Annotated in this window: 19 protein-coding genes and 1 pseudogene; 6 read left to right on the forward strand and 14 right to left on the reverse strand. The window is 43.1% G+C overall.

Annotation, left to right across the window (positions count from 1 at the left end):
- Nucleotides 1-194: 194 nt before the first annotated feature.
- Genes DN752_RS00945 through DN752_RS00955 form a run of 3 tightly spaced genes read right to left on the reverse strand, consistent with a single transcriptional unit; the run spans nt 195 to nt 2,581 of the window.
- Nucleotides 195-1,028, reverse strand: a complete 834-nt coding sequence (locus DN752_RS00945) for a universal stress protein (RefSeq protein ID WP_112782232.1) — start codon at nt 1,026-1,028, stop codon at nt 195-197.
- Nucleotides 1,029-1,045: 17 nt separating this feature from the next.
- Complete coding sequence (locus DN752_RS00950; RefSeq protein WP_112782233.1) at nt 1,046-1,966, reverse strand: 2-hydroxyacid dehydrogenase; 921 nt, start codon at nt 1,964-1,966, stop codon at nt 1,046-1,048.
- Nucleotides 1,967-2,581 carry a DNA-3-methyladenine glycosylase gene (locus DN752_RS00955; RefSeq protein WP_112782234.1) on the reverse strand — a complete coding sequence of 205 codons (615 nt, stop codon included), beginning with the start codon at nt 2,579-2,581 and terminating at the stop codon, nt 1,967-1,969.
- A 71-nt stretch (nt 2,582-2,652) separates the two neighbouring features.
- Here DN752_RS00955 and DN752_RS00960 point away from each other — a divergent pair, with 71 nt between their 5' ends.
- From DN752_RS00960 to DN752_RS00970, 3 genes are all read left to right on the forward strand, one after another.
- Nucleotides 2,653-3,504 (forward strand): DUF2911 domain-containing protein, encoded by an 852-nt coding sequence (locus tag DN752_RS00960; RefSeq protein ID WP_112782235.1) that lies wholly within the window; start codon nt 2,653-2,655, stop codon nt 3,502-3,504.
- A 278-nt stretch (nt 3,505-3,782) separates the two neighbouring features.
- Nucleotides 3,783-4,031: a DUF7218 family protein gene (locus tag DN752_RS00965; protein ID WP_112782236.1), complete on the forward strand. Its 249-nt coding sequence runs from the start codon at nt 3,783-3,785 to the stop codon at nt 4,029-4,031.
- A 78-nt stretch (nt 4,032-4,109) separates the two neighbouring features.
- Nucleotides 4,110-4,313 (forward strand): CsbD family protein, encoded by a 204-nt coding sequence (locus DN752_RS00970; protein WP_112782237.1) that lies wholly within the window; start codon nt 4,110-4,112, stop codon nt 4,311-4,313.
- A 317-nt stretch (nt 4,314-4,630) separates the two neighbouring features.
- Here DN752_RS00970 and DN752_RS00975 read toward each other — a convergent pair whose 3' ends face one another.
- The 6 genes and pseudogenes from DN752_RS00975 to DN752_RS01000 all read right to left on the reverse strand — a co-directional run bounded on the left by DN752_RS00975 (nt 4,631) and on the right by DN752_RS01000 (nt 14,215).
- Nucleotides 4,631-6,451: a hypothetical protein gene (locus DN752_RS00975; RefSeq protein WP_112782238.1), complete on the reverse strand. Its 1,821-nt coding sequence runs from the start codon at nt 6,449-6,451 to the stop codon at nt 4,631-4,633.
- 198 nt (nt 6,452-6,649) lie between these two features.
- Nucleotides 6,650-7,423, reverse strand: a complete 774-nt coding sequence (locus DN752_RS00980; protein ID WP_112782239.1) for a 3-keto-disaccharide hydrolase — start codon at nt 7,421-7,423, stop codon at nt 6,650-6,652.
- Between the two features lie 326 nt (nt 7,424-7,749).
- Entirely contained in the window at nt 7,750-8,952 is a 1,203-nt protein-coding gene (locus DN752_RS00985; protein WP_245949410.1) for an efflux RND transporter periplasmic adaptor subunit, read from the reverse strand.
- Nucleotides 8,942-13,296, reverse strand: a pseudogene (locus DN752_RS00990) (CusA/CzcA family heavy metal efflux RND transporter). The gene DN752_RS00985 and the pseudogene DN752_RS00990 overlap by 11 nt, the downstream one beginning before the upstream one ends.
- 129 nt (nt 13,297-13,425) lie before the next feature.
- On the reverse strand, nt 13,426-13,764 hold the full coding sequence (locus DN752_RS00995; RefSeq protein ID WP_112782241.1) for a DUF6660 family protein: 339 nt from the start codon (nt 13,762-13,764) through the stop codon (nt 13,426-13,428).
- Nucleotides 13,765-13,846: 82 nt separating this feature from the next.
- Nucleotides 13,847-14,215 carry a response regulator gene (locus tag DN752_RS01000; RefSeq protein WP_112782242.1) on the reverse strand — a complete coding sequence of 123 codons (369 nt, stop codon included), beginning with the start codon at nt 14,213-14,215 and terminating at the stop codon, nt 13,847-13,849.
- Between the two features lie 630 nt (nt 14,216-14,845).
- Between DN752_RS01000 and DN752_RS01005 the strand changes: the two genes are divergently transcribed.
- A complete protein-coding gene (locus tag DN752_RS01005; protein WP_112782243.1) occupies nt 14,846-15,619 on the forward strand; it encodes a glycerophosphodiester phosphodiesterase in 774 nt (257 codons plus the stop codon).
- Nucleotides 15,620-15,680: 61 nt separating this feature from the next.
- Here the strand turns inward: DN752_RS01005 and DN752_RS01010 are convergent, their stop codons facing one another.
- The 5 genes from DN752_RS01010 to dnaG all read right to left on the reverse strand — a co-directional run bounded on the left by DN752_RS01010 (nt 15,681) and on the right by dnaG (nt 23,897).
- Nucleotides 15,681-16,856: a BamA/TamA family outer membrane protein gene (locus DN752_RS01010; protein ID WP_112782244.1), complete on the reverse strand. Its 1,176-nt coding sequence runs from the start codon at nt 16,854-16,856 to the stop codon at nt 15,681-15,683.
- 258 nt (nt 16,857-17,114) lie between these two features.
- Complete coding sequence (locus DN752_RS24300) at nt 17,115-17,396, reverse strand: hypothetical protein (protein ID WP_162633062.1); 282 nt, start codon at nt 17,394-17,396, stop codon at nt 17,115-17,117.
- A gap of 802 nt (nt 17,397-18,198) precedes the next feature.
- A complete protein-coding gene (locus tag DN752_RS01020; RefSeq protein ID WP_112782246.1) occupies nt 18,199-19,911 on the reverse strand; it encodes an acyl-CoA dehydrogenase family protein in 1,713 nt (570 codons plus the stop codon).
- A gap of 713 nt (nt 19,912-20,624) precedes the next feature.
- Nucleotides 20,625-21,860 carry a bifunctional 3,4-dihydroxy-2-butanone-4-phosphate synthase/GTP cyclohydrolase II gene (locus DN752_RS01025; protein ID WP_112786381.1) on the reverse strand — a complete coding sequence of 412 codons (1,236 nt, stop codon included), beginning with the start codon at nt 21,858-21,860 and terminating at the stop codon, nt 20,625-20,627.
- 84 nt (nt 21,861-21,944) lie between these two features.
- Nucleotides 21,945-23,897: a DNA primase gene (dnaG, locus tag DN752_RS01030; RefSeq protein ID WP_112782247.1), complete on the reverse strand. Its 1,953-nt coding sequence runs from the start codon at nt 23,895-23,897 to the stop codon at nt 21,945-21,947.
- Between the two features lie 244 nt (nt 23,898-24,141).
- Here dnaG and DN752_RS01035 point away from each other — a divergent pair, with 244 nt between their 5' ends.
- Together DN752_RS01035 and DN752_RS01040 are read left to right on the forward strand one after the other, a co-directional pair.
- A complete protein-coding gene (locus tag DN752_RS01035) occupies nt 24,142-25,236 on the forward strand; it encodes an Mrp/NBP35 family ATP-binding protein (protein ID WP_112782248.1) in 1,095 nt (364 codons plus the stop codon).
- A gap of 8 nt (nt 25,237-25,244) precedes the next feature.
- Nucleotides 25,245-25,496 (forward strand): NifU family protein, encoded by a 252-nt coding sequence (locus tag DN752_RS01040; protein WP_112782249.1) that lies wholly within the window; start codon nt 25,245-25,247, stop codon nt 25,494-25,496.
- The last annotated feature ends 10 nt before the right edge of the window (nt 25,497-25,506 follow it).

A 25,506-nucleotide genomic window follows, 5' to 3' on the forward strand; every position in this document is an offset into this window, starting at 1 on the left:
GTTGCAGCAAACCTATATCCTTTTGATGTTTATGCTTTTCTCAAATGGCCTAGGGGATTTTAAATCCCCATTATCCCGGTTCGGGATTGCAAATCCCGAACAGCTATGGTAAAGATTTTGCTTCCGAACGGATTATGGATTTAACCCGATTGCCCTGACTTCGTACCTCGTACCTATTACTTCGTACTTCCCCCCTACACCTTCTTGATTACCCAAAGTGGTTTATTGATGAAATAGGACATTTTCTTGGAGAGGTTTTTGGTAAAGAGCTGATCAAACCAGCTTTTTTTCTTGCTCAGGGTCACAAGGATATCTCCCTTGGCAGTCAACAAATAATTTTCCAAGCCTAGCCCCACTTCATCCCGGAATGTTTTCAGCACAAAGCTGGTCTTTTCGTAATGGATAAAAGGCTTTATTTCTTCCACCATCGTTTGGTGAAGGGCTTTGTCTATGGCTTTTGTACGGGTGCTGACGTGAACAATATCAATCTCCGTATCATAAAAGTGGGCCATCTTTACCACTTTCTGAATGGCCAATTTATCCTCTTCCAAATAATCAGAGGCATACACAAATTTACGTGGGGGCTTGAAAAACACTTTCCTCGGCACGATCAATACGTCCCTATCAGCCTCTTCGATCACTTTACTCGACTTGGTGCCTATAAAGTTGGTTTTAATGTCATTGACACCTTCCGTGCCCATAACGATGAGATCCACTTGCTTCTCTTTGGCATACTCCACAATGGTCTTCACTGTTTCCCCTTCTTCCAAAACCGGAATACATGTCCGCAACCCCTTATCTTTGCTTTCCAAAAGCACCTCTGCTACCAAGTTTTCCAATTTACTTCGGACGAATTCCAAAGCATCTCTTTGAGGCTTATTGAACAATTTACCATAATCCTCCATGTCTGGAACATGAAACAAGATCAACTCCGCCCTATATTTTTCACCCAGCTTGGCGGCATATTCCAGTGCATTCAGAGAACATTCCGAAAAATCAGTGGGGCATAAAATCTTAAAAGTACTCATGACAATTCTAATTTTAATTAATAACCTTTTTTCCTGTCGATCCTGTTCACAAGCGGTTGCCCCGTCTCCAAACTGTGATAGTTTTCGATGATTTGCGGAGCAGCCGCTTTTGGATTGGTAATACTTGCTATATGAGGGGTCAGGGTAATATTTTCCTGGTCCCAAAACGGATGGTCTTTAGGCAAGGGCTCTTGTCGAAAGACATCCAACAAGGCTCCACTCAAAAGACCTTCATCAAGTGCCGTAACCAAATCCTCCTCTACTAAATGTTTTCCTCTGGCCACATTGATCAAGTAGCTTCCTTTGGAACATTTTCTGAACAACTCCAGGTTCAGAAAACCTTCTGTATGTGGTGTCAACGGCAATAGACATATCAAAACGTTACATGTTGACAAAAACTCCTCCAATTGGTCTCCGTAATAATAGGGATGTTTAAAATCCGGTTTGGGGCTATTCCCATATCCACAGACCTCTATGCCCATATAGGAGAGCTTATCCAGTACATCTCCCCCGAGCTCTCCTACCCCCAGAACACCTACACTGATTGGAATCTCGGGATTACTCATATCCCATTTATGTGTTTTTTGATTGATCTGGTAGCGCGTTATTTGACGGTGAAAGTTCAGCACCCCCATGATCACATAATTGGTCATCGAGAAGGTAAGTTTGGGATCTACGATCCTGGTAATCGGAATATCCTCTGGGATGGTATCATCACCGAGGATATGGTCCACTCCAGCTCCCATTGAACAAATGAGCTTTAAGTTGGGAAATTGCTTTAGTGAACCTTTGGGGTGCTGCCAAAGCATGGCTGCGGTTACCTTCTCGGGATGTTTGATATCCGGATAGATCTCCAAGGGAATGTCTCCCGCTTTGCTCTTCAAAATCTCCAACCAAGGAGTAATGTCTCTATCAGGTGATATTATGGCTAAACTCATTTATTTTTTGCTTATGTATGCGTTGTTTTTAATATAGAACCTCCAAGGGAGCTTGGCATCCTCCCCAGCATAGTCTACTCCAATCCTAGTGCTTACATTAATTTCAAAATTAACGTTATTCATTTCACATCCAATGCTGATTATACCATTTTTTTGATATAAGATCACATCATTGTGCAAGGTACTGATACCCAATGCCTGTGCAGCCTTTCCTGGACCATTGGTCAGTTGGAGATCAGTGTTTACTTTTCTGCGCTTTTTCATGATGTCCTTTCCTTCCAAGGGCTCTACAGCCCTGATAAGGACAGCTTTGGGAATTCCCTCTACTTGAGTTACGATGTTAAACAGATGATGGATGCCGTAACATAGATAAACGTAACTTCTTCCCCCTTCGCTGAACATTACTTCCGTTCTTCTCGTTATCTTGTTCGGAAACGCATGACATGCCTTGTCTATAGTGCCATCATAGGCTTCTGTTTCGACTATCCGAGCGGTTGTGTATTCGTCATTTATTTGTGTTACGATAATTTTTCCTAAAAGATGCTGCGCTATTTCCGTTACATCATCTTTTAAAAAGAATTCTTTGGGAAGAATATTAACGCCTTTTATAGTCATTTATAGCATATTTTAAATTTAACAACAATAAAACCTCGTATTATTATCATTAAAATTAACGTATTATATCCATGAAGCTTATCGCAACTCCGTTTCTTTTACTTTTGACACTCTTTTCATTTGGAGTGGTCAAAGCGCAACAAATTCAAATGCCCCAGGCAAGCCCTGCTGCTACTATCAGCCAAAAAATCGGCCTCACTGACGTCAAACTGGAATACAGCAGACCTAGCGTCAAAGACCGTAAAATCTTCGGCACCTTGGTTCCTTATGGAGAAGTGTGGCGGACCGGCGCCAATGCCAGCACCAAAATCACCTTCAGCACACCAGTAAGTGTAGAAGGCCATGATGTACCCGCAGGAACTTATGCACTATATGCTATTCCCAATAAAAAGGAATGGACTTTTGTCCTCTCTGAAAACCTAGAACTATGGGGAGCGATAGGGTATACACCTGATAACGACGTACTTAGATTCACTGTTCCCTCCCAAAAAAGCAAAGAATATTACGAAACCATGGAGCTGAGTTTCAATGACATGACCGATACCGGCGCTACCCTAAACCTCCATTGGGAAAAAACAGGTGTTGGCTTTCGAATAGAAACGGAAGTAGATCAAGTAGTCATGAGTCAGATCCAAGAAATGGTCATTGATACCCAATCAGACAATCCAGGACTATTGTATCAAGCGGCCTCTTATTATTACAACAATGACAAAGACATGGAACAGGCTCATGAATGGATAAAAACATCAGTGGAAGCAGATCCAAAATATTGGACGGTGCACCTCAAAGCCAAAATCGAAGATAAGCTGGGCCTCACTCAAGAAGCCATCCAAAGTGCCGAAATGTCCAAACAGCTGGCCGATGAGGCAAAAAACATGGATTATGTCAACCTCAATGACCGCTTGATAAAGGCACTGCAATAGACCATAAGAAAGACCTAAAAGACCAATGGGGATATTTGCTTATGACCAAATATCCCCACATTTAGTAACCAATTAGCGTATTTTTAGTTACGCCCGCTCTGTAACGTATTTTTTTCAATCCACCTCTCAGCACTTCCAATCAGGTAAGCGGCCTTAAATCTTTGATACTATTTAACCAAACCATATAACAATTCAAATAATATTTAGTTTTTAACCATTTTTCACATGGCTTGGAACATGGTTTGCACGAATTCAACTAAACCAACTTTCTAGAAACCATGAGTAAAAACCACGGCCCACATATCAAAAATGATGAACAATACGAAGCCTTACGTGATAAGGGAATGAGCAAAACCAAAGCAGCTAGAATTGCAAATACGGCTGACTCTGGAGAAAAAGGAGGCCAATCCCCTCCTTATGAAGAATGGACCAAAGACGAGCTCTATGATCAAGCCCAAAAGGTAGGCATAGAAGGCCGAAGTAAAATGGACAAAAAAGCCCTCATAAAGGCATTACGCTCCGATTAAAAGCGATTAAATAGCTATACAAGGCTTGAAAATAGTATAACTAAAAGCAATTATTTTAACCTAAAACCAATTACAAAAATGGCTAACGACTTGAAATTAAAAGGAAATTGGAATGAACTTAAAGGTAAGTTGAAATCCAAATATGGTGAATTGACCGATGATGACCTCACTTATGCTGAGGGACAAGAGGATCAGCTTCTTGGCCGTCTCCAGCAAAAGACCGGTCAATCCATCGATGAGCTAAAACAATTTCTCTTTAGTGAGGATGAAAATGCTAAATAGCAAATAGTCTCGCCGAATAAGCATCGCTTTAGGCAAGACTACCCGCTATAATAAAAAGGCTGTCTTCTATTTGTCATCATGACGGTAGAGACAGCCTTTTTGATTTTATCTACAGTTCTCCATTGAACCCGGAATATGCATTAGCCTATCTACGCCACGGCGCACAGGTGTTGCGACCTTAAACTGCTTCAAAATCAGCCGTTTCACTTTAGTTTTCGGCATAACCGTAGCGGTGCTACGCTAATGCCTCCAAACTAACTGATTTTCTTGCAATTTCAGCTCTCACTACGATTCCTAACGCATAATCCGGGTTGAATTTAGGCGAATGTTACGGATGAGAAGTACCTTTTCGCTTCTTCTAGACTTTGTTGAATGCTGATACGTTCAGAAGCAGTGAAATCCTGAATTTCAGAAAACCACTGCTGATAATAGCTAATTCCCTCTTCCAAATTCCTTTTTGATTTCTTTAACGCACTGGCTTTCTTTTGCTCAAGGTGGGACTGGAATTTTTTCCATTCATTTTTAAAATGGTCCATAGTGAGCTGCAGTTCTTTTATGAAGACTTGTGGTCTATCTGGGGTTAGCTGAATGGACGATCTTCCATAAATATGGTCCACCATTTCCTTGAGCGAATAAATCCCCTTAAAATACGCCAAGTTAGGGCCTGGACAGATGGTCACAGCACTTAAGTTTCGATTTGGCACCTCTCCATTGGCCAAGATAGCAGGGGCACTGAGGCCTTCACAGAGGCAATCCTTTGCTAACAATTCCGCTTTTTCTTCTTCATATCCAGGCGTATTTTTTTGTTCTTCCAAAGCTTTAAGTTTCAATACCTGATATTGCCGCGAGGAAGTACAAATCGGCTTGTCGGTAAACTCAGTGTTAAAGGACAGTACTTTTTTATAGCAGGGACTACCCGGTCGGCCTTTTTTGATCCTTTCTTTTCGTTGATCTTCTCCAGTGCTGGTCCGTAGGTTGTTAAACGGCACCCCCAGTGGTGATGCGTAGCTAAGAAAAAAATCAGCGGCTTTTGCTTTAATAATATTTTCCATGGTGTTTGTGTCCACAGAAGTAGCTTCTGGAACTAGGAGGAAAGGACTTCCCCAGCCCACTGCATCTACTGCGTATTTGTCCAAAAGCAGTTGATGCTCATCAGCTGTACCTACCCCTCCTTGGGCGGTAATGCGAAAACGAGACTGCTGATGCAGGGGGTTTTTCCCTTTGCCTTGCAGCGCTAGCTGGCACAAGGTCAACAATTCCTCATTCAAGTTTTGGCGTTTCTCTCGAAATTCCTCCAAAATGGGTCCCATTAGCAATCCATCACTCGCAAAAGCATGGCCTCCACAATTCAACCCTGACTCCAACCTAAACTCTTCCACCCAAACTCCTTTTTTGGCCAGAAACTTTCCTTGCACCTGTGCAGACCTAAAATCACTGACTTTTAAGATCACCCCTTTTTTGCAATAACCGGTTTCATCTGGAAAAAAATCTTCAAACTCCTCCAAATAGCCATATAGAGAAGGGTTCATTCCAGCAGAAAACACCACTGAAGAGCAGAGCTTACTTTTAGCAAAGCCTCTTAATGCGGCCAGTCCATCGGAAAATTCCCGTGAAAGTTCCTCTCCATCTTTCCCATAGTTCCTTTTATCTACCTTTGTCATGATATTGACGTGGATTTTTCCTGGCACTACCAACTTCCGCAAGTGAGATTGAAGTTCTTTTTTCATTTCACAAGAGGCTTGCTGCATTACGTTATACAGCTTTTTCTTTGGGTGATGGTCATGAAGTAATTCGAAGTATTGGTTAATTTCAGCACCTGGGAGGTCGAAAGATTCCTCCCGAAGCCGTTCTATTTGGTCTGTCACCAGTTTGTCTAGCAAGTCAAGGTAGGCGGTTATTCTTTTGGCTCGGGCATCTGCGGTCGATTCCAGGATTGGAATATAGGGTTCTCCACTTTTTCTACAATAGATCTTCCTCATGGTTTCAATGAGGTCATCTTCCATAATGGACACGACACTGTCTATCCCAAACTTGGCCACCTTTAGTGGCGTGTCAATCGTAAAACCCAATCCCATGACAGGAATATGAAAAGTATGTGGTGATGATTGTGTCGGAATTTTGTTGGAATTACTATTCATGATGTTGACAAGTTAGCGAACCACAAAGCTAACTTGACTATTACTGAATACACCCTTTATAAATCACCTAGAAACCTGATAAAAATCACCTGAATTTCCATGGTAAACTATTCACCTGAAATCGACCAAGAACGCCGTGTTAATCCATCAAATGTACTACCTTCTTTGGTGGCTATTTTCCTTGCTAACTTCCAAGGGTTAAAAATCCGTAGATGATTGGGGGATTTCCATTGGTACTATCCAAATATTGCGGTATAACACATCATGTCCCTCTGCTTGGAGCTTGATGCCTCCTGGCCTGTCGGTGATTCCCTTGCCACCGTTGTTGCCACCATCCAATCCAGAAAAAGGCCCTCCCCACACTTGCTGGATATATTCGTCACCATGCACTTTTTTACCATTAAAGTACATGGTCATGAGGGCTTTTTCGATAAGGTTTCCGTTTTGGTCAAATCTTGCTGCCCGGAAAACAATATCATAAGCATTCCATTTCCCCAATCCATTATACATTTTATAAGGAGCCGCTTTTTCGTTGATAATGGCAGCCATCCCGTGGGTGGTAGAGTCACCATCCAACACTTGGATTTCATAACGGTTTTGAAGATAAACCCCACTATTGCCGCCTTCATTTTGGATCAGAAACTCAATGTGCAATCTGAAATCCCTGTATTTTTGCTTTGTGACAATATCGGCAGCTCCGTATTTTCCATTTGCCGCTGCCGGATCATTGGTATTGACAGCGGTTCCGGGCCCCGCAGGATCATTGACTACCTGCCATTTGATCGGTGGCTCTGCTTCCAATCTAGGGCCTTCCCAATACTCCCAATTGGCATCAAGCATCTTCTTGCTACCATCAAACAACCAATGGGCAGCACTTGGCTTTTGGGCTCCCACTCCTATTTCTTGGGCAATACTTGAGAGAGGAAATAGGGATAAGCATAAAACAGCGATGACAGAAGCGATCCTTTTCATAATAGAGTGGGGCTTATAGTTTAGGTTTTTTAAATTCATTGTACTCCTAATCTATTACTATTCTCCTTACTTTTACAATTGTCATTGGCTTTTATTCCAATCAAAAAAAGCCACCATTTTTTAACTGGTGGCTTTCCTTTGATGTGATTTTTACAAAATCCAATATGTTTATTGGTTTTAACCCGGTTTATACATTAGGAATTGTAATCGCCTGTCCCGTTAGCTATTGGGAAGATTTGAAACTGCAAGAAAATCAGGCTGTTTTCGAATCACCATCCGCCGCCGCGGATCAGGCCGCAATAGATAGGCTAATGCATATTCTGGGTTTAATGATGATGTCCCCCTTCACCTTTTTTCATTTCAGCCATTAAATAATAAGCATTGTTCATGACATAGGTTTTATGTTTATCTTCTGGGGCTAAAAACCTGACAGAAGTCCATCCACTATCTTGGGATTCCGTGATGATTTCAACTTTCTCAAAGTTCCATTGATCACTGGACCTCATCGCTGCAAAGAGGTAACTCCTACCTCCGTCCATCACCACAGCCCCTTCGCGTACGGCCAATCTAGTCGAGTCATCAGTGATCACTTGCCCTTTTACATACATTCCAGGGATCAGCAGTCCTTTTTTGTTTTCTATTTCTGCATGAATATGCACTGCTTTGGGCATTTCTTCAAAGGATTTGCCCACTGCATAAACCTCCGCCAAGAGTTCCTCATCAGGCAGGGTTTGCACGGTAAACCGGACTTTTTGGCCTACTTTCACCTTATTGACATCCTTTTCGAAAACCATAAGGTCTGCATGGATATGATGGATGTTCACTACTTCAAACATCTCATGCTCCGGCCCCACATATTGGCCAGTTTTGATATTTACTTCTTTGATATAGCCAGCAATAGGGCTTTTGACAGGGATGCGCTCCATGATGGTGCCTTTCCGAATGGCTGCTGGATCCATGCCCAGCAGCTTGAGTTGGTTTTCCTGGCCGCTTACTGATCCACGCAGTGCGGCCAGTTCAGAGGAAATTTTCTCCACATCTCTGCCGGAGCCTACTTCCTCTTGGTACAAGGTGTTTTGCCGCTCATATTCCTTTTGGAGATAGTTCACGCGGTGCCAATCTTGACTGTAATTGGTCTGCATCTTGATGAGTTCTGGATGTGATAGATAAGCCAACACCTTTCCTTCGCTCACTTCATCTCCTTCTATCACATTGATATTCATTACATTTGCACCAATATAAGCTGTCACAGCAGCCTCATTTTGTGGTGGCACTTCCAAGACACCATTCACCTCAACGAGCGAAGACATTATACGATGGCTTACGGTATCCATGTCAAGTTGTAGGACTTCCACTTGCTGGTGCGTAAGGTGTAATCCTTCCTCACTCTCCTCATGTACGGTAGCTTCTTCGTTACTGGTTTCTTTATCACATCCTGAAAGGAGCAGCATTGGAACGAAAACGGCCGCAAAAAGCCATTTTGATAGCTGAATATCACTTCTTCTGTTACTTATATCGTTATTGTTCATTTTGATTGCGGTTTGGACGGTTGAAATATTCCAATTCAATTTTGCTTATGAAATAGGCTTGGAGTGTTTCCAAGGCATCTTTTTCGATTTGCAGCGCATCATTGATATTTTGAAGGAAAGCGACATAATCAATCGCTCCTTCTTTATACGCGAGCATGGCTCCGCGCTCTTGTTCATTTGCAAGAGGCAATGCTTCCGCTTCATAAAATTCATAAGCACCTTTCCATTTAAGGTATTTTTGCCAAGCAGTTCCATGTGCCGTGTTGAACTCTCGTCGCTGTTGGTCCACTGTGGCCTTAGCCTGGGCAGCCTCTAGTTTCGCAGAACGCACATCCGCTTGGTTTTGGTGAAAGGCCAATGGAATACTGATGCCCAACTGGAAAGCTGAGTATCCTGAATTACCCTGTACCTCTTGGATACCATATTGAGCATAAAGTTTTGGCAAATAACCAGCTCGGGCCTTCTTAACACCTTTTTCAGCGAGTTCCCGTTGTTCCTTTGCCACCAATAATAGTGGATGGTCTTCCTTAGAAACTGGTGAGTCCCCCAAACGTAACATATCGTTTTGATTGCCGACATCTACGGTAAAGAGTGTATCACTGACCAGCCATAAGTTGAACCTTTGGAGAGCAATTTGGTAATCGTGACGGCTTTGCTCCATTTGGATCGTGACCTGCTTGGATTTGTTCTGAGCCGATAGCCATTCCAATTTACTGGTAGTTTCGGTCTCATACCGTATCCTGGCGGCCCTTTCAAAATTGGAATAAAGGGAATCCATTTTTTCCAAAAGAGAATACCTCAGCTGTGCTGTATAGGCTTTAGCGAAGGCAATGCCCACTTCCTTGGCAAGGCCAGCACTGGACAAATCTAGCGCTGCTTCAGCAAGAACGATTTGCTGTTCTTGGTACTTGGTCTTGGAAGGAATACCAAAGACATCCATTTGCTGTTGCTGGATACCAATGGTAGTGTATACCCCAAGGCCATCTTTCAATTCTTCTCCACCAGTGAAAACCTGGGTATTTCCCATATCCCATGCTTGTTGCTTCAGCACTGTCTGCTTATCTATTTCCAAGCGGGCTTTTTGAATCAAGGGGTACTTCTCCTGGGCCTTGGATATGGCATCATCCAGCGATATAGGGTGTGTCACTTGGGAGTCCTGTGCCCATGATGCTGTTGAAAACAACATGCACGCCAGCCCGAAAACAACGACCAGTCCTGTCTTTGGAACTGTCAATTTAGAAGGTCTATTTTCCATCCATTGATAAAGTATAGGTAAGAGAAATAAGGTCAACAAAGTCGAAGTAATTAATCCTCCTATGACCACAGTGGCTAATGGTCGCTGCACTTCGGCTCCTGCAGAGCTGGAAATGGCCATAGGCAAAAATCCCAAAATGTCAGTCAACGCAGTAAGCAAAATAGGTCTTATCCTTCTTTTCGTTCCCATTTTTATCCGGTCAGTTAGGGAGAGGTTATTATCTGCCTTTAGTTCATTAAGACCATTGATCAATACCAGCCCATTGAGCACGGCCACTCCAAACAACACAATGAAGCCCACTCCTGCGGAAATGCTAAAAGGCATGTCCCTCAGCCAAAGGAAAAACACCCCTCCAATGGCGGCAAGAGGAATGGCGATATAAATCATCATGGTCTGCTGAAGAGATCGAAGAGCAAAGAAGATAAGCACAAATATGCAAGCCAAGGCCACAGGAACCACGACTTGAAGCCGTTGGGATGCCCGTTCCAGGTTTTCAAACGCACCGCCATAACGGATATAATAGCCCGGCGGAAGATCCAAGGATTCATCCAGCTTTTCTTTGATCTCTGTCACCAAAGAAGCAATGTCCCGTCCACGGACATTGATCCCCACATATGTCCTACGATTGGTGTTGTCACGGCTGATCTGCATCGGACCTGGCTTGAAACTGATCGTGGCTATTTCCTTCAGTGGGATTTGCGCTCCAGTGGGAATATCCACATAAAGGTTCCTGAGATCATCGATTCCCCTCCTATTGGCAGTATCCAACCTGATGACCAGGTCAAAGCGCTTTTCCCCTTCGAAGATCGAACCAGCACTTTTACCGGCAAACGCAGTCTGCACGACGGTATTGAGTGAGGACACGTCCAATCCATATTGTGCCAATTTATCCCTATTGTAATCGATGGTCATTTGAGGCAGGCCTTTAGTAGCTTCCACTCTGAGGTCTGCCACGCCTTCGATACCGGAGACAAGACCGCCTATTTCGTTGGCTTTGGCTGCTAGCATGTCCAAGTCCTCCCCAAATAGCTTAATGGCTATATCTTCCCTAACTCCCGTCAGCAGCTCATTGAAGCGCATTTCTATGGGTTGGGTAAATTCATAATTCACCCCGGGGAGGACACTTATCTTTTCTTTTATTTTTCCGATCAGTTCCTCCTTAGAGTTTGCCGATACCCATTCATCTATTGGCTTGAGGATAACGATGCAATCGCCTAGGTCCATGGGCATAGGATCTGTGGGAACATCAGCGACCCCAAAACGGCTCATGACCTGCTCCACTTCAGGAAAATTATCGAGGATAATTTGCTCGACTTGAGTGGAAGTGGCCACCGATTCTGAAAGCGAACTCCCTGGAGACAGAATGATGTGGAAGGCGATGTCACCTTCATCCAGCTGCGGGATAAACTCTCCCCCCATATTCCTAAATAACATCAATGCACTGACAAAGAGCACCAGTGCTCCACCTATGATCCATTTGCCTTTTTTCAGGGCTCCTTCCAAGAGCGGTAGGTACTGGTTTTCTAACCAAACGACGATCTTGTCCCCCCAACTCTGCCGGCTGCTTTTCTTCACGCGGATAAACAGCGCTGACATCATGGGTACATAAGTAAGGCAAAGCAACATGGCTCCTAGCATGGCAAATATGAAGGTAAGTGCCATCGGTTGGAACATTTTACCTTCTACACCTTCAAGCGCCAAAATCGGCAAAAAGACAATCAAAATTATCAATTGGCCAAAAAAGGCTGCGTTCATCATGCTTTTGGAGGCATGTGAAGCCACTCCATCACGGTCTTCGGCTTTGATCGGTTTTCCATTAAAGACACGTTGGTGGAGAAAAAACACCGTGCTCTCTACAATAATCACCGCACCATCCACGATAATGCCAAAATCAATGGCGCCCAAGCTCATGAGATTGGCCCATACATCAAAAGCATTCATCAGGATAAATGCAAAAAGCAAACTGAGCGGAATAGTAGAGGCCACGATCAGTCCTCCGCGCCAATTTCCAAGCAACAGTACCAATACAAAAATAACGATCAAACCTCCCTCTAGAAGATTGTTTTGGATGGTAGAAGAGGTCCTTTGGACCAGGTCACTCCTATCCAGGAAAGGCTTGATATGAACACCCTCGGGAAGGCTCTGCTGGATCTGTTGGATTCGTTCTTTTACTGCTGAAATAACCTTGTCCGAATTGGCTCCCTTCAACATAAGAATCATTCCTCCCACTGCTTCTCCTTGACCATTCTTGGTGAAAGCCCCGTAGCGAACAGCATGCCCAAATCGTACATTTGCCACATCCTTTACTTTGATGGGAATGCCATTTCTATTGGCAACGACTATGCTCTTCACTTCATCCAAACTTCTCACTAGTCCCTCACCCCTTATAAAATTGGCTTGATGGTTTTTTTCTATATAAGCCCCCCCGTGTTTTGGTTATTTCGTTCCAATGCCCGGTAGATATCCCCAATACTGATGTTCATGGCCATCAAATCATCGGGATTGACAGCCACTTCATATTGCTTGATTTTACCTCCAAAGGCATTTACCTCTACCACTCCCGGAACCATGGCCATTTGCCTTTTGATAATCCAGTCCTGAATGGTGCGCAGCTGGGTAAGGCTATACTCGTCTCGGTAGGCGCTGTCAACTTCTAATGTGTACTGGTAAATTTCTCCTAGACCAGTGGAAATAGGTCCCATTTTAGGTTTACCAAACCCATCTGGAATATCATCCCGCACTTCATTTAGCTTTTCAGCTACCAGTTGCCGGGGAAGGTAGGTACCTTTATCGTCTTCAAAAACGATCGTCACCACAGATAGGCCAAAACGCGAAACAGACCGTAATTCCCTCACTCCAGGAAGATTGGCCATAGCCAGCTCCACGGGATAGGTGACAAATTGCTCAATATCTTCTGTACCTAAATTGGGCGCTTGTGTGATTACCTGAATTTGGTTATTGGTAATATCCGGTACTGCATCTACCGGTACTTGCCTCATACTCCAAATCCCTAACCCTATCAACGCCAAGGTAAACAATCCGATAATGAGCTTATTTTTTATTGAAAATGAAATAAGCTGATTGATCATAATATTGCTTTTATTCCTTTAGAAAAGCGCTAGAAAACAGCTCATACGTTTTCTAAGCAATCATCTAAAGTATCTTGATTGAAAAAAAGATAATGGTACACTATCATTGAGTAGTGTAGTTAGGCTTGTTCAGCCTACAAGATTTAGCGGGGAGGTAATTTTGGGAGGTTTCAAAAAATCAAAAACCCAGTCACCATCGAAGTCTTCGATAGGCGTGGAATAAACAGCAGTAAACTCCTTCAAAAAATCTATGGTAGCGGCCTCGGCTATCACATAGTGAATATGACAACAATGACATACACACAAAGGCGAACAGTGATCCGCATCACCATCATGCTGATGATCACTTCCTTGAGATAAAACAACCGACTCTTTTTGGACTAATGTTTCATTCTTGTGCTCATCTGCACAAGGAAACACCACCAAAAGGAGCAAATAATAACTCAATATGACCTGAATCACCTTCATTGGAGACAAAGATAGCAATTAATGTGGTGCAACAGGTTTGTATCAGGCTAATTTATCCATCATACAAATTATGATTCAGCTGTTATTTGCTTAGACCCAATAGGTGCTTCACCGCCTTCACTAAGTTTTTGGCTTTAAAAGGCTTGGTCAAGGAATCACAATTGGAGATTTGTTTGATCTGATCGCTAAAGGTTACTTGCGAGTATACATCAATGATGAATAAAACGGGGATGTCACTTCCCTCTCGTAAAGAACTGATCAGCGCCGGTCCTGACATTTTTCTATCTATGAAGACATCCACAATTAACAAATCAGGATTAAAGGCATGAAGTTCATGTTTAATCTGCGCAGCTTCATTGATCTCTAATAGGTCATGCCCTTCCAGCTCAAGGAGCTCTAACATATTATCTGAAAAGCTACGATCATTTTCTAAAATAATAATTCTAGCCATAAGTAATGGTTTTGGGTGATTAACGCTTGGTCGGAAATCATTATCTGACTATACGTTTTATTGCCAGTAGATTTTATTTCTCGCCCAACGCACAGAACATCCAGCATGAAACAAGGCTTTTCTGAGATTTCCGTGGTTTCTGTGAGAACCTATTTACTATTGCTGTGATTACTGGTGCCATAGCGGATGTACATATGACCAGTTTTTGTTAGTGGTATTCCCAAACGGTGTGGCGAATAGGAAACTTAATTTAGGGTGTATGCCAACAATAACAACTGATCAAAATGAGAATATTCATTTCTAAGTGATAAGCAACTGAAAATACGAAACAAAGTACATTAACAGATTTACATTTTGCAAATATATTTAACTCGCTCCTTTTAAACATTAATTTTTGACAATCACACACCTCAATATAAAAATTCAAATTAACCGTTAAACCTTGTGATAAATTTTGATTTTAATTGATGATTTGGACACTAACAATGCTCTCCTCCTTCGAAACCTATCTATTTTCCTAAGTGCATTACTGATTATATTTTTATTAACTTTATTTTTGGAGGAAAGTATAGTGTTTTCTTTTGTCTAGATTTACTTTGAAATGAATTACTTAGAAAATTAACTTATTAGATGAAAACGATTTTAACTTCTATTTTTGTACTTTCCCTACTTATGGCATGTTCACCCAAGACAGAATTTCATAAAAATAAGGTAATTGCCCATCGTGGAGCTTGGAAGAACTTTGACCTGCCCCAAAACTCCCTAGCATCTTTGGAGAGAGCTGTGGAGATTGGATGTGAAGGGAGTGAATTTGATGTTTGGATGACTTCCGACAGTATATTGGTGGTGAACCATGATGCTGATTTTCAAGGAATGCTGATTGAAAGCACGACCTACGAGCAACTCCTTACCAAAAAACATGAAAATGGTGAGCCACTTTCCACTGTCAAAGAATACCTGAAAAAAGGCATGGAACAATCCACTTCGAAATTGATTTTTGAGATCAAGCCTTCAAAAATAAGTACAGAAAGAAGTGTCTACGTAGCTCAGCAATCAGTAAAAGCTGTCCAAGAGCTTGGTGCCCAAGATTGGGTAGATTATATCACCTTTAGCTATGAAGGAGGACTAAAAGCCATTGAGCTGGATCCAAATGCCAATGTAGCCTACCTTAATGGTGACAAAACACCTGCTGAATTAAAAGAAGCTGGATTCTTTGGCTTTGATTATAATATCAAACTGCTCAAAGAAAAACCTGAATGGATCAAAGAAGCGCAGGATTTAGGCCTGACGGTCAATGCATGGACAGTAAACAACAAAAAAGATATGCAATGGCTACTGGAACAAAACGTTGACTTCATCACCACAGATGAACCAGAAATGCTATTTAAGCTCATCAATGAATAAAGAGCAGCTAATGATAGCGGTCCTTGGCGGGATTTTGTAAACCTTAAGCCCGCTGAGGAGCCTAAAATGCCTCTCCTATATAAATATAAAAACCATGCCCCTCTTGCGTAAATGCTGCATCGACCCGGGTATAAATATCCTTTTTGGGAAACAATAAGAACCGTAAGCCAGCACCAGCAGACCATACTGCCTTATCGAGAGAAAGGTTACTAAAATCATCAAAAACCGTCCCCGCCCCAGCAAAAACTGCCGCCCCAATTCTTTTGGAGAATCCCAGCGGAAGAGGCAGAAAACGTAATTCCACTTGGCTGGTCAAATAATTATTGTCACGGAACCTGCCAAAATAATAACCTCGCATCATGCTCTCTCCCCCTAAAGCACTCATCATATTAAACGGGATATTCCCCGTATTGAATTGACCAAAAAGCTGCGCCGCAAAGACATTATCTTTACCAATTGGCCTGTATATCCTGTTGTCACTAATTATCGTCGCAAACTCATACTTTCCAGCCCAGAAAGGAGCGTATTTTATATAAGCCAATTCTGAAAAAAGTCCCTTACGAACGTTGAGGACATTGTGACGGTTATCATAAACCAAGCCTAAACCCAAACCGATATTGGTCGACCCTTCCGCACCAACAGGGTAGTCAAATGCCGCACTTTCTTCTTCAGGGTGAAATTCTACCGAACCAAAATTATTCACATCCAATTCCATCCCCAGGTATAAATCCTTCTTCAATTTTCTCAATACACGCTCCTTGATCAACACCTGCCTAGAATCCACAAGAGCTAGGTATTCGGAGGGCGTATCTGGCCCTATACCGTAATAGTACATCGGAAAACGTTGAAAACGAAGCTTGCCCAAGAAGAACCAATCTTCTTTGTCACTGTAAATGGCATGGTCAAACCAAAAACCATATTGCCCCTCCAGCGTAAAAAAAGTAAATCCATTGATTTCACTTAAGCGGTTTAAAGTATCTTTTTTGGCATAAAAAACATACAATGAACTCAGTCCAATTTCCCAACTTGTCTCGGGAGCATAGGCCAACGTGGGATAAAACAAAAATCTGGGCTCTTCATTAGCGCTAGTGTCATTGATCAATCCATTGACATAACGTTTTATAAAACCTTGTTTATGAGACTCTTTGTGACTATCCTGTGAGGTGCTTTCCTGTGCCTTGACAGTTTCAGCAGTGATCCCCCAAATAAAAAAGGAAAGAAGTATGGTTTTCTTCATGCAATTGGTGCGATAAAACTTAGCTCATTAACGCACTATCTCCTACAGTAGTTCTATAATTGATCAAATTTATTTCGCCACTTTTCCTGTTGGTATATAGAATCCGAATTCCGATACAGCGAGAAAAAGGATCAAGCGGAATAGCCGGGAGGCTGATAGAACACTGATGAGGCAGGTGATTAAGATTTGCGCTGATTTTTTTCTTTAAACCCGGAATCAATGCCGTTTAGTTAAGGGGATTTCCTTCTTTTCATATACCTAAAAGTCCTTTTTTTGATTGACTTTGGCTGGGGAAACCTGATCATCTTGGTGGAATTTATCCTTTTCCTTTTTTCCATTGATGAAAAAAGAAAGAAAAAAATCTAGGCCGGTGGTATGCCTTTTAAAATGGAACATGGATTTACCCTGCGACCGAGATCCGTCACCCATTTTAATTTCCACCCGATGGCTACGACCTAAAAGTGAGTGGGTCTCGCTGTTCCACGACGCGAGCCAACTCCCTTTCTTAACGGCCTCCACCATCGGCTGGAAAACAGGCATACCAAGGGCCGTCATAAGGAAGCGATACCTTTTTTGGCTCAGGGGGCTTATAGTTCTCGCTCAACTTGGTTACTTAAGAAAATATACCACTACATGGAATAATGATGATAATTTATCCATAAGAAACTTATTAATCGGATCCGCCTTGCAGGTATTGGGCCTTAAGAAATTAAAAAGCGGGCGGGCAAAAAGGCAGGCTTGTTTGACGAAATGCTGCCCAAAAAGAATGTTGGCTGCTAGAAAAGGTTTACCTGGCTTTAGATAAGCCTGCTTGGCTTTAGACAGGAGGAGTTTGCCTGCATGAGGGGAGGTTTTAATTTTAGGCCAATAGATGCACAGCGGTGGGGTTTTTTGGTTACTTTTTTGACCTGAAGCAAAAAAGTGACAAAGGTAAAGAGATGAAAACCACCTTGGAATTTAGCAGAAAAACAATAGAACCAATATTTCCAGGTATATACTAACTAAACGGCATTGAACCCGGAATATGCATTAGCCTATCTGTTGCGACCTTAAACTGCTTCAAAATCAGCCGTTTCACTTTAGTTTTCGGCATTACCGTAGCGGTGCTACGCTAATGCCTCCAAACTAACTGATTTTCTTGCAATTTCAGCTCTCACTACGATTCCTAACGCATAATCCGGGTTAAACGGAAAAGCCAAGTAGCATAAAAAAGCCCTGAAAGGGCGTAACATCCTTAGCCATGACCACCTCCATGGTATACATCACAAATAACCTTATTGTTTTAGCAGCAACCATCTTCCTAGCGCTTATAAATTCACGCTAAAACCCAGGGCACAACGGTTCAAAATCCCCAAGCTATCATCCTGATGATCTCTTCAGTGGTTATTGGAGGTTGTATAATATCCTTCTTGCCAGACAGTTTATGTCGGAGCCAATGGATAGTGGGCTTTATCCAAGCGGCACTTTCCCTATCCTCTTGGTGAATAAGCATACCCAGCTGAATATACCTGGTAAGGGTTTCAAAAATCTCTTTGGCATTATATTCTGCCGTGTCCTGGTCCATGGCCTCCAAGGCATCCAATTGTCCCAAAACATAATTAAGGTCTTCGAGTTCTTTTTCATACCCGGCTTTGCTGGACATGGCTTCCTTGGCCTGCTCCATCAGTTGGTCAAGTCCTTCACTTTTGAGATGAGCCCTTAATGTATCCAGTACCATCATATTGCTAGTCCCTTCCCAAATGGGCAGTACTAAGCTGTCACGCATTAATTTGGGCATTACACCATTTTCGATATATCCAATCCCCCCCAACAGCTCCATACACTCCCTGATTCCATATACAGTAGTTGCTGCAGTTTGCTTCTTGACCATAGGAGTGAGCACCCGTAACCTACTTTTATATTCTTCCGCCCCACTCTCGAGTTTGTCCAGCATGGCTATAGTCTTCCAAGTAAGGTAAAAATCAGCCACATAACGTGCAGCGAGTTCGTACAGTTTATTTCTGACCAAGGCATGTTCAATGGCCCGCTTTCCAAAAGTATGGCGATAACATAAAAATTGGTATGACTCTATCAGACTTCGTCTAAAGGAGGCCATCGCTATGACCGCATTCCATAATCGTGAAAGGTTGATCATTTCGGCCATCATCTTAAAACCTTCTCCTTCATTCCCTATGAGCTTGGCCTTGGTGTCTTTAAAGATAATCTCTGCCGTAGCCATGGATTTCACCCCAGTTTTTTCTTTGAGACGCACATATTCCATGGAATTGGTATTCGTGTTTCTAGAGTTATTCTCTACCAAAAACAAGGACAGCCCTTGTGTACCTTTTATATGGAGATCCGTTCTGGCCAACACCAATTTAATGGCGGCATTGGCATTGCTGCAAAACCACTTTTCGCCATTCAATAAGTAGGTGGATTGATCCATTTTGGTAGCGCTTACCTGATTGGCTCCCACATCAGAACCACCTGCCTTTTCTGTAAGAAACATGGCTCCAGTGTACAATTGCTCTACATCCCTTGTGTATATTCGCTCTAAGAACGGCTCACTTTCGCTTGCGGGCAAGTACTTTTTCAGTACACTTGCTGCTCCGTCTGTCATACATAATGGACATGAAACCCCACTTTCTGCCATACCATAGACAAATGCCAAACTAAATCCCATCCGTTGGACTTGGTCTTTGTATTCGGCCCGGTATTTAGGGTCCCACTTTATACTAAGAATGCCTGCATCCACTGCTATTTTTAATAACTCCTTATAAGATGGATGGAATACGATCTTTTCAACGTCCCTACCAAATAAATCACGCTTGACCAGCCTAGGTGGATTGCGCTCTGCTGTTAGCGATAGTTCGTCCATATCAGATGCAGCACATTTACCCAATTTGGAAAGCCGGGACTGCATCATTGACCAGACATCTTCAGAAAACTCTTTTTGAAGGAAATGTACCAAAATTTTGTCGCTAACAAAGAAATTTTTGCTAGGCACAAAATTCTCATTGACCACTTCATTCCGTGGAAATAAATTTTCAAGGGAAAAGCTTAACACGTCTTGCATGGGGCAAAAATTAATAATTCATGATTTTTCACGTACAGGACAGCAAGCACATTGTACCATCCCAGAATATCCATTCACCTATCTATTGCGATTCCTAATGCATACCTAGGGATAATTTGAATGTCACTCAATAATTAAACCCGGAATATGCATTAGCCTATCTGTTGCGACCTTAAACTGCTTCAAAATCAGCCGTTTCACTTTAATTTTCGGCATAACCGTAGCGGTGCTACGCTAATGCCTCCAAACTAACTGATTTTCTTGCAATTTCAGCTCTCACTACGATTCCTAAAGCATAATCCGGGTTAAACGAATTCAGTATGGTCACGCCCAATGATTTACGTTGATTTTCGCCCTCACGTTTTATTTCTGGTGTTAATTAATCAGTTCTATTAAAAAGATTTAATACCATCAGTCTCATGTATGGCTCGCTAACTGAACAGTTACCTCTATTTGGCAAAGTAGATAATAGGCCATTTACCTTAAATTTATCAAAAATTTTCAAGGTATACTATTTACTCCTTGTTTTTCTCCCTTTCATTTAGCAAATAATGCTACAAAATTGGAATAAATGATTTTCTTCTTTCCCCCCAAACAATACGTGAAGCGGATTAAAAAAAGCTACTGTCACGAATGTCATTTTCGTGTCAGTAGCTTTTTTTAAAGCTTCCATCTGCTCCATATTTAAAGTGAATGAGCAGTATTCAGCCCCTTTATTTCATTTTGTTTATTTCCTTTTTCAGGATCTGGTGGCCCATTTTGTCGCGTTTGGTGGTAAGGTACCGTTCGTTGTGGACATTTGGGGAAATCTCCAAGGCCACCGTATCCACGATCTCCAATCCATACCCCAACAGCCCTGCTCGTTTGGTTGGGTTATTGGTCAGTAATTTGATCTTGGACACCCCAAGATCACGAAGGATCTGGGCGCCTACGCCGTAATCTCTTTTGTCCATTGGGAAGCCCAGTGCCTGGTTAGCTTGGACCGTATCCATTCCTTCTTCCTGAAGCTTATACGCTTTCAGTTTATTGATCAGCCCAATACCCCGGCCTTCTTGGTTCATATAGAGCACCACGCCTTTTCCCGCTTCATTGACCATCTCCATTGCGCTCTGCAGTTGTGGGCCGCAGTCACATCTACAAGAACCAAAAATATCCCCGGTCACGCAGGAAGAGTGTACCCTCACAAGAATCGGTTCTCCTTCTTCCCACTCTCCTTTTACCAAGGCCATGTGGATTTCGTCGGTGTTGGTCTGGCGGAAAGCGATAAGGTCAAAATCCCCGAATTCTGTGGGCATTTCTACACCTATTTCTCGTTTGATCAGTGATTCGTTTTTAAGACGATAGGCAATCAGGTCTTTGATACTCACCAATTTCAGGTCAAATCGCTTGGCCACTTTCACCAAGTCCGGAACCCTGGCCATGGTGCCATCATCGTTCATGATTTCTACTAATACCCCTGCCGGATAAAGCCCCGCCAGTCTCGCCAAATCAATGGCTGCCTCGGTATGTCCCGTTCTGCGAAGGACCCCTCCTCTTTTGGCTTTTAAGGGAAATATATGACCAGGCTTGCCCAATTCATCTGTGTGAATATCATCATCGATCAGTGCTTTGATGGTTTTGGCACGGTCGCTGGCAGAAATCCCCGTAGTACATCCATGTCCGATCAAATCCACTGAAACGGTAAATGGCGTTTCATAGGCCGCCGTATTCTTCCCTACCATCAGCTCCAATCCCAACTCTTCACATCGGTCCTCTATTATGGGTGCACAGATGAGTCCCCTGCCGTAGGTTGCCATAAAATTGACAATTTCTGGGGTTACCTTCTCTGCAGCACAAACAAAATCACCTTCGTTTTCGCGATCCTCATCGTCAACTACAATGACCACTTCACCGTTTTTGATCGCTTCTATTGCCTCCTCAATGGAATCAAGTTTAAATTCTTCAGCCATAATTTTTTCTTCAATGGTCAATTTAGAAGTGCAAAAATACACCCTTTATCCTCTAAAACCGAAAATGCCCTTATTTAGTTTGGTCTAACGGGACTTTACGGTTCCTAACTGTTTGTTTATTTCTCTCAGTGAGCCGTTTAGGGAAATCAGAACCATCTGAAATTCTGTCACTTCCTCCTCCTTACCTCCCTCCTCGGCCAATCTGATTTTTTCCATGGTTTCGTCCACCATCTTTTCCAATACCCTCCGCTTCAACCTTAAAATTTCATTGAAAGTAGTCTTGGAAAGATCGTCCGATTCACGATTGGTGTAGATCATATGCTTTTGCTCCCAGTTATCAGACATTTCATGCCGCTGTGATATCATATTGATCACCTCTCTCTTGAGCTCTTCATCGTCCAATTTGATAAAATAATCCGCATCTGGCAGCACTCCTTTCTTCAGGGCGCGCTTGTATTCCACAAATAGCCTTTGATAAATTGGGGTCCCAAATGAAACATCTCCGGTCTCTTGGATCAAATATTCACAAACATGTAGGTCGTCAGATACTTTCTCGAAACCATAGGTCACAAGCAATCGCATCATCTCCCTTTCCTGCTTGGCAAGAACATCAGCTGAAGACCATTTGTTTTTTTCCTCTGGAAGAAATTCCTCAAAAGGCGTATCCGGTGCATCAGGTGGTGGTCCCTGCTGTTTTTCTTTGAAATAGGCGTCTTTTTGGCCTTTCAGCAGGATCTTGTTCAGCTCGGCCAGCACGATGTCCTCGTCCATCTTTAGCAGCCTGGCAGACTCCTTCACATACACTGAGCGCGTGATGGGATCCGGGATCTTGGCCACACTCTGCACTACCTGGCGGACGGTATCTGCCCGCTTGATAGGATCATGTGCTGCTTCCTCGGCATACAGCTCGATCTTAAAGGCGATAAAATCCCGTGCATGCTCTTTCAGGTACTGCTGAAAAGCTTCTGAGCCCACCTTTCGGGAATAGCTGTCGGGATCGTCTCCTTCGGGAAAGACCACTGCCTTCACATTCAGGCCGCCTTCCAAGAGCATATCGATACCACGCAGGGAGGCTTTGATACCGGCTGCATCCCCATCATACAGCACGGTGACATTGTCCGTAAACCGCTTGATCAGCTTGATCTGGTTTTCGGTAAGGGACGTACCCGAGGAAGCCACCACGTTCTCAATGCCCGAAAGGTGCATGGAAATCACATCCGTATAGCCTTCCACCAAATAGCAATTGTCCTTGCTTCTGATGGCCTGTTTGGCTTGATAGATTCCGTACAGCACATCACTTTTATGATAGATGGCGGTCTCGGGAGAGTTGATGTACTTGGGTTGTTTCTTGTCATTGGTCAGGATCCTCGCCCCAAAGGCAATAGGCTTCCCAGCCAGGTTATGGATCGTAAACACCACTCTGCCACGAAAACGATCATATTTCCGGGAAGGGTCCCCTTCTTTTTGGAGGATCAGGCCGCCTTTGAGGAGAATGTCATCCGAGTGTCCGGCCTTGTTGGCGGCATTGTGCAGATGGTCCCAGCTGTCCATGGCATAGCCAAGATCAAACTTCTCTATGGTGGACAAGTTAAAGCCTCTTTCCTTAAAATAGCTCAGCCCTACGGATTTGCCTTCTTCGGATTCCAGCAAGTTTTTGGAAAACTGGTCCTTCGCAAACCCTTGGACGATATAGAGACTCTCACGCTCATTATAGGCTTGGACTTCCTCTGGTGTAGCGGCTTTATCTTCCTCGATTTCAATGCCGTATTTCTGTGCCAAGTGCTTGATGGCCTCATTAAAGCCGATTCCCTCGACATCCATCACAAACTTCAGCGCATCACCTGCAGCACCACAGCCAAAGCATTTGTATATCTGCTTGGCAGGAGAGACGGAAAAAGAGGGTGATTTTTCGTTGTGAAAGGGACAGCAAGCCCAGAGATTTTGGCCTTTTTTCTTTAACGACACGTAGTCATTGACCACCTCCTCAATATCTACTCGCTCCTTTACTTTTTCTGTCGTTATATTACTTAATCCCATGATGAATCCTTAATAAATCCAAAGATAGAAAAGTCCTCGGAAACTTCCTTGGTGTCCTACACTTCTAAAAAGAAACTATTCCTTTCCAAACGAAGTTGTATGGGCAGTGGACCGTTGGCCAAATAACAGTGAACTTAGTAAGGTGCTACTCCACTGACCAAATCCCCAATTTCGCCGATAATTGGACACAATAATTTTAATTCGTATCAATAAGCACTAACTTGCGCAAAATTTACCAATCGTAATGATCATAAGTAAAGAAAAGGTACTTAAAGCCCTCTCCACTGTAGAAGACCCCGATCTTAAAAAAGACCTGGTCACACTTGGCATGATTCAAGATGTGGTGGCGGAAGGCAATAAATTGAGTTTTAAGGTGGTACTCACCACTCCCGCTTGTCCCCTCAAAGAACTGATCAAAAACAATTGTGAAGAAGCCTTGGTCAAGGAGTTTGGAGATGAGCTGGAATTGGATATTACCATGACGTCCAATGTCACCACCATAAGGGACAATGCCCCCTTGCTCCCCAAAGTAAAGAACATCATCGCTATCGCCTCTGGTAAAGGCGGCGTAGGCAAATCCACCTGCTCTGCCAACCTCGCCGTGGCACTGGCCAAGACCGGTGCCAAAGTCGGCTTGGTGGATGCAGATATTTCCGGTCCGTCGATTCCGGTAATGTTTAACGTAGAAGGCGAACAGCCGGCCGTGAAGCAGGAAAATGGCAAGAACATTATCATCCCTATCGAGCAATATGGCGTGAAGCTGATGTCCATTGGTTTTCTGACGCCCGCAGACAGTGCGGTAGTCTGGAGAGGCCCCATGGCCAGTTCTGCCCTGAAGCAATTCATTGGGGATGTGGAATGGGGTGAATTGGATTATTTACTGATCGATTTACCTCCCGGCACCTCGGATATTCACCTTACCATGGTGCAGACAGTACCAGTTACTGGTGCTATCATCGTGACCACGCCGCAGAAGGTGGCTTTGGCAGATGCCACCAAAGGTTTGTCCATGTTTAAGCAACCCCAAATAAACGTTCCCGTTTTAGGTGTTGTGGAAAATATGGCTTATTTTACACCTGAAGAGTTACCGGACAATAAGTACTATCTTTTCGGTAAAGAGGGCGGCCAACGTCTGGCCAGGAAGCACGAAGTTCCCTTTTTGGGAGAAATCCCAATCGTACAAAGCATCAGGGAAAGTGGCGACACTGGGTATCCAGCAGTGCTAAAAGAAGGAATCACGCAGAAGGCATTTTCCGATCTTGCCGAAGCCATGGCAAGACAGATAGCCATCAGAAATGCAGAAAAAAGTAAAACCAAAGTAGTACAGGTTAATACCTAAAAAACAAAATGGAAACAGCACTAATCGAAAAAATAGAAAATGCATTGGACTCCATTCGTCCGTATTTAGAAGCGGATGGCGGAAATGTAAAAATCGTTGATCTCACTGACGAAATGGTTTTGCAGCTTGAATTGACCGGAACCTGTAGTTCTTGCCCTATGTCCACGATGACCCTAAAAGCCGGCGTGGAAGAAGCAGTAAAAAAAGCCATTCCCGAAATCAGCAAAGTAGAAGCTATCAATATTTCCGTTTCGGAATAAACCGCAAAGG

This window comes from Echinicola strongylocentroti, assembly GCF_003260975.1.
GTDB classification, from domain to species: Bacteria; Bacteroidota; Bacteroidia; order Cytophagales; family Cyclobacteriaceae; genus Echinicola; species Echinicola strongylocentroti.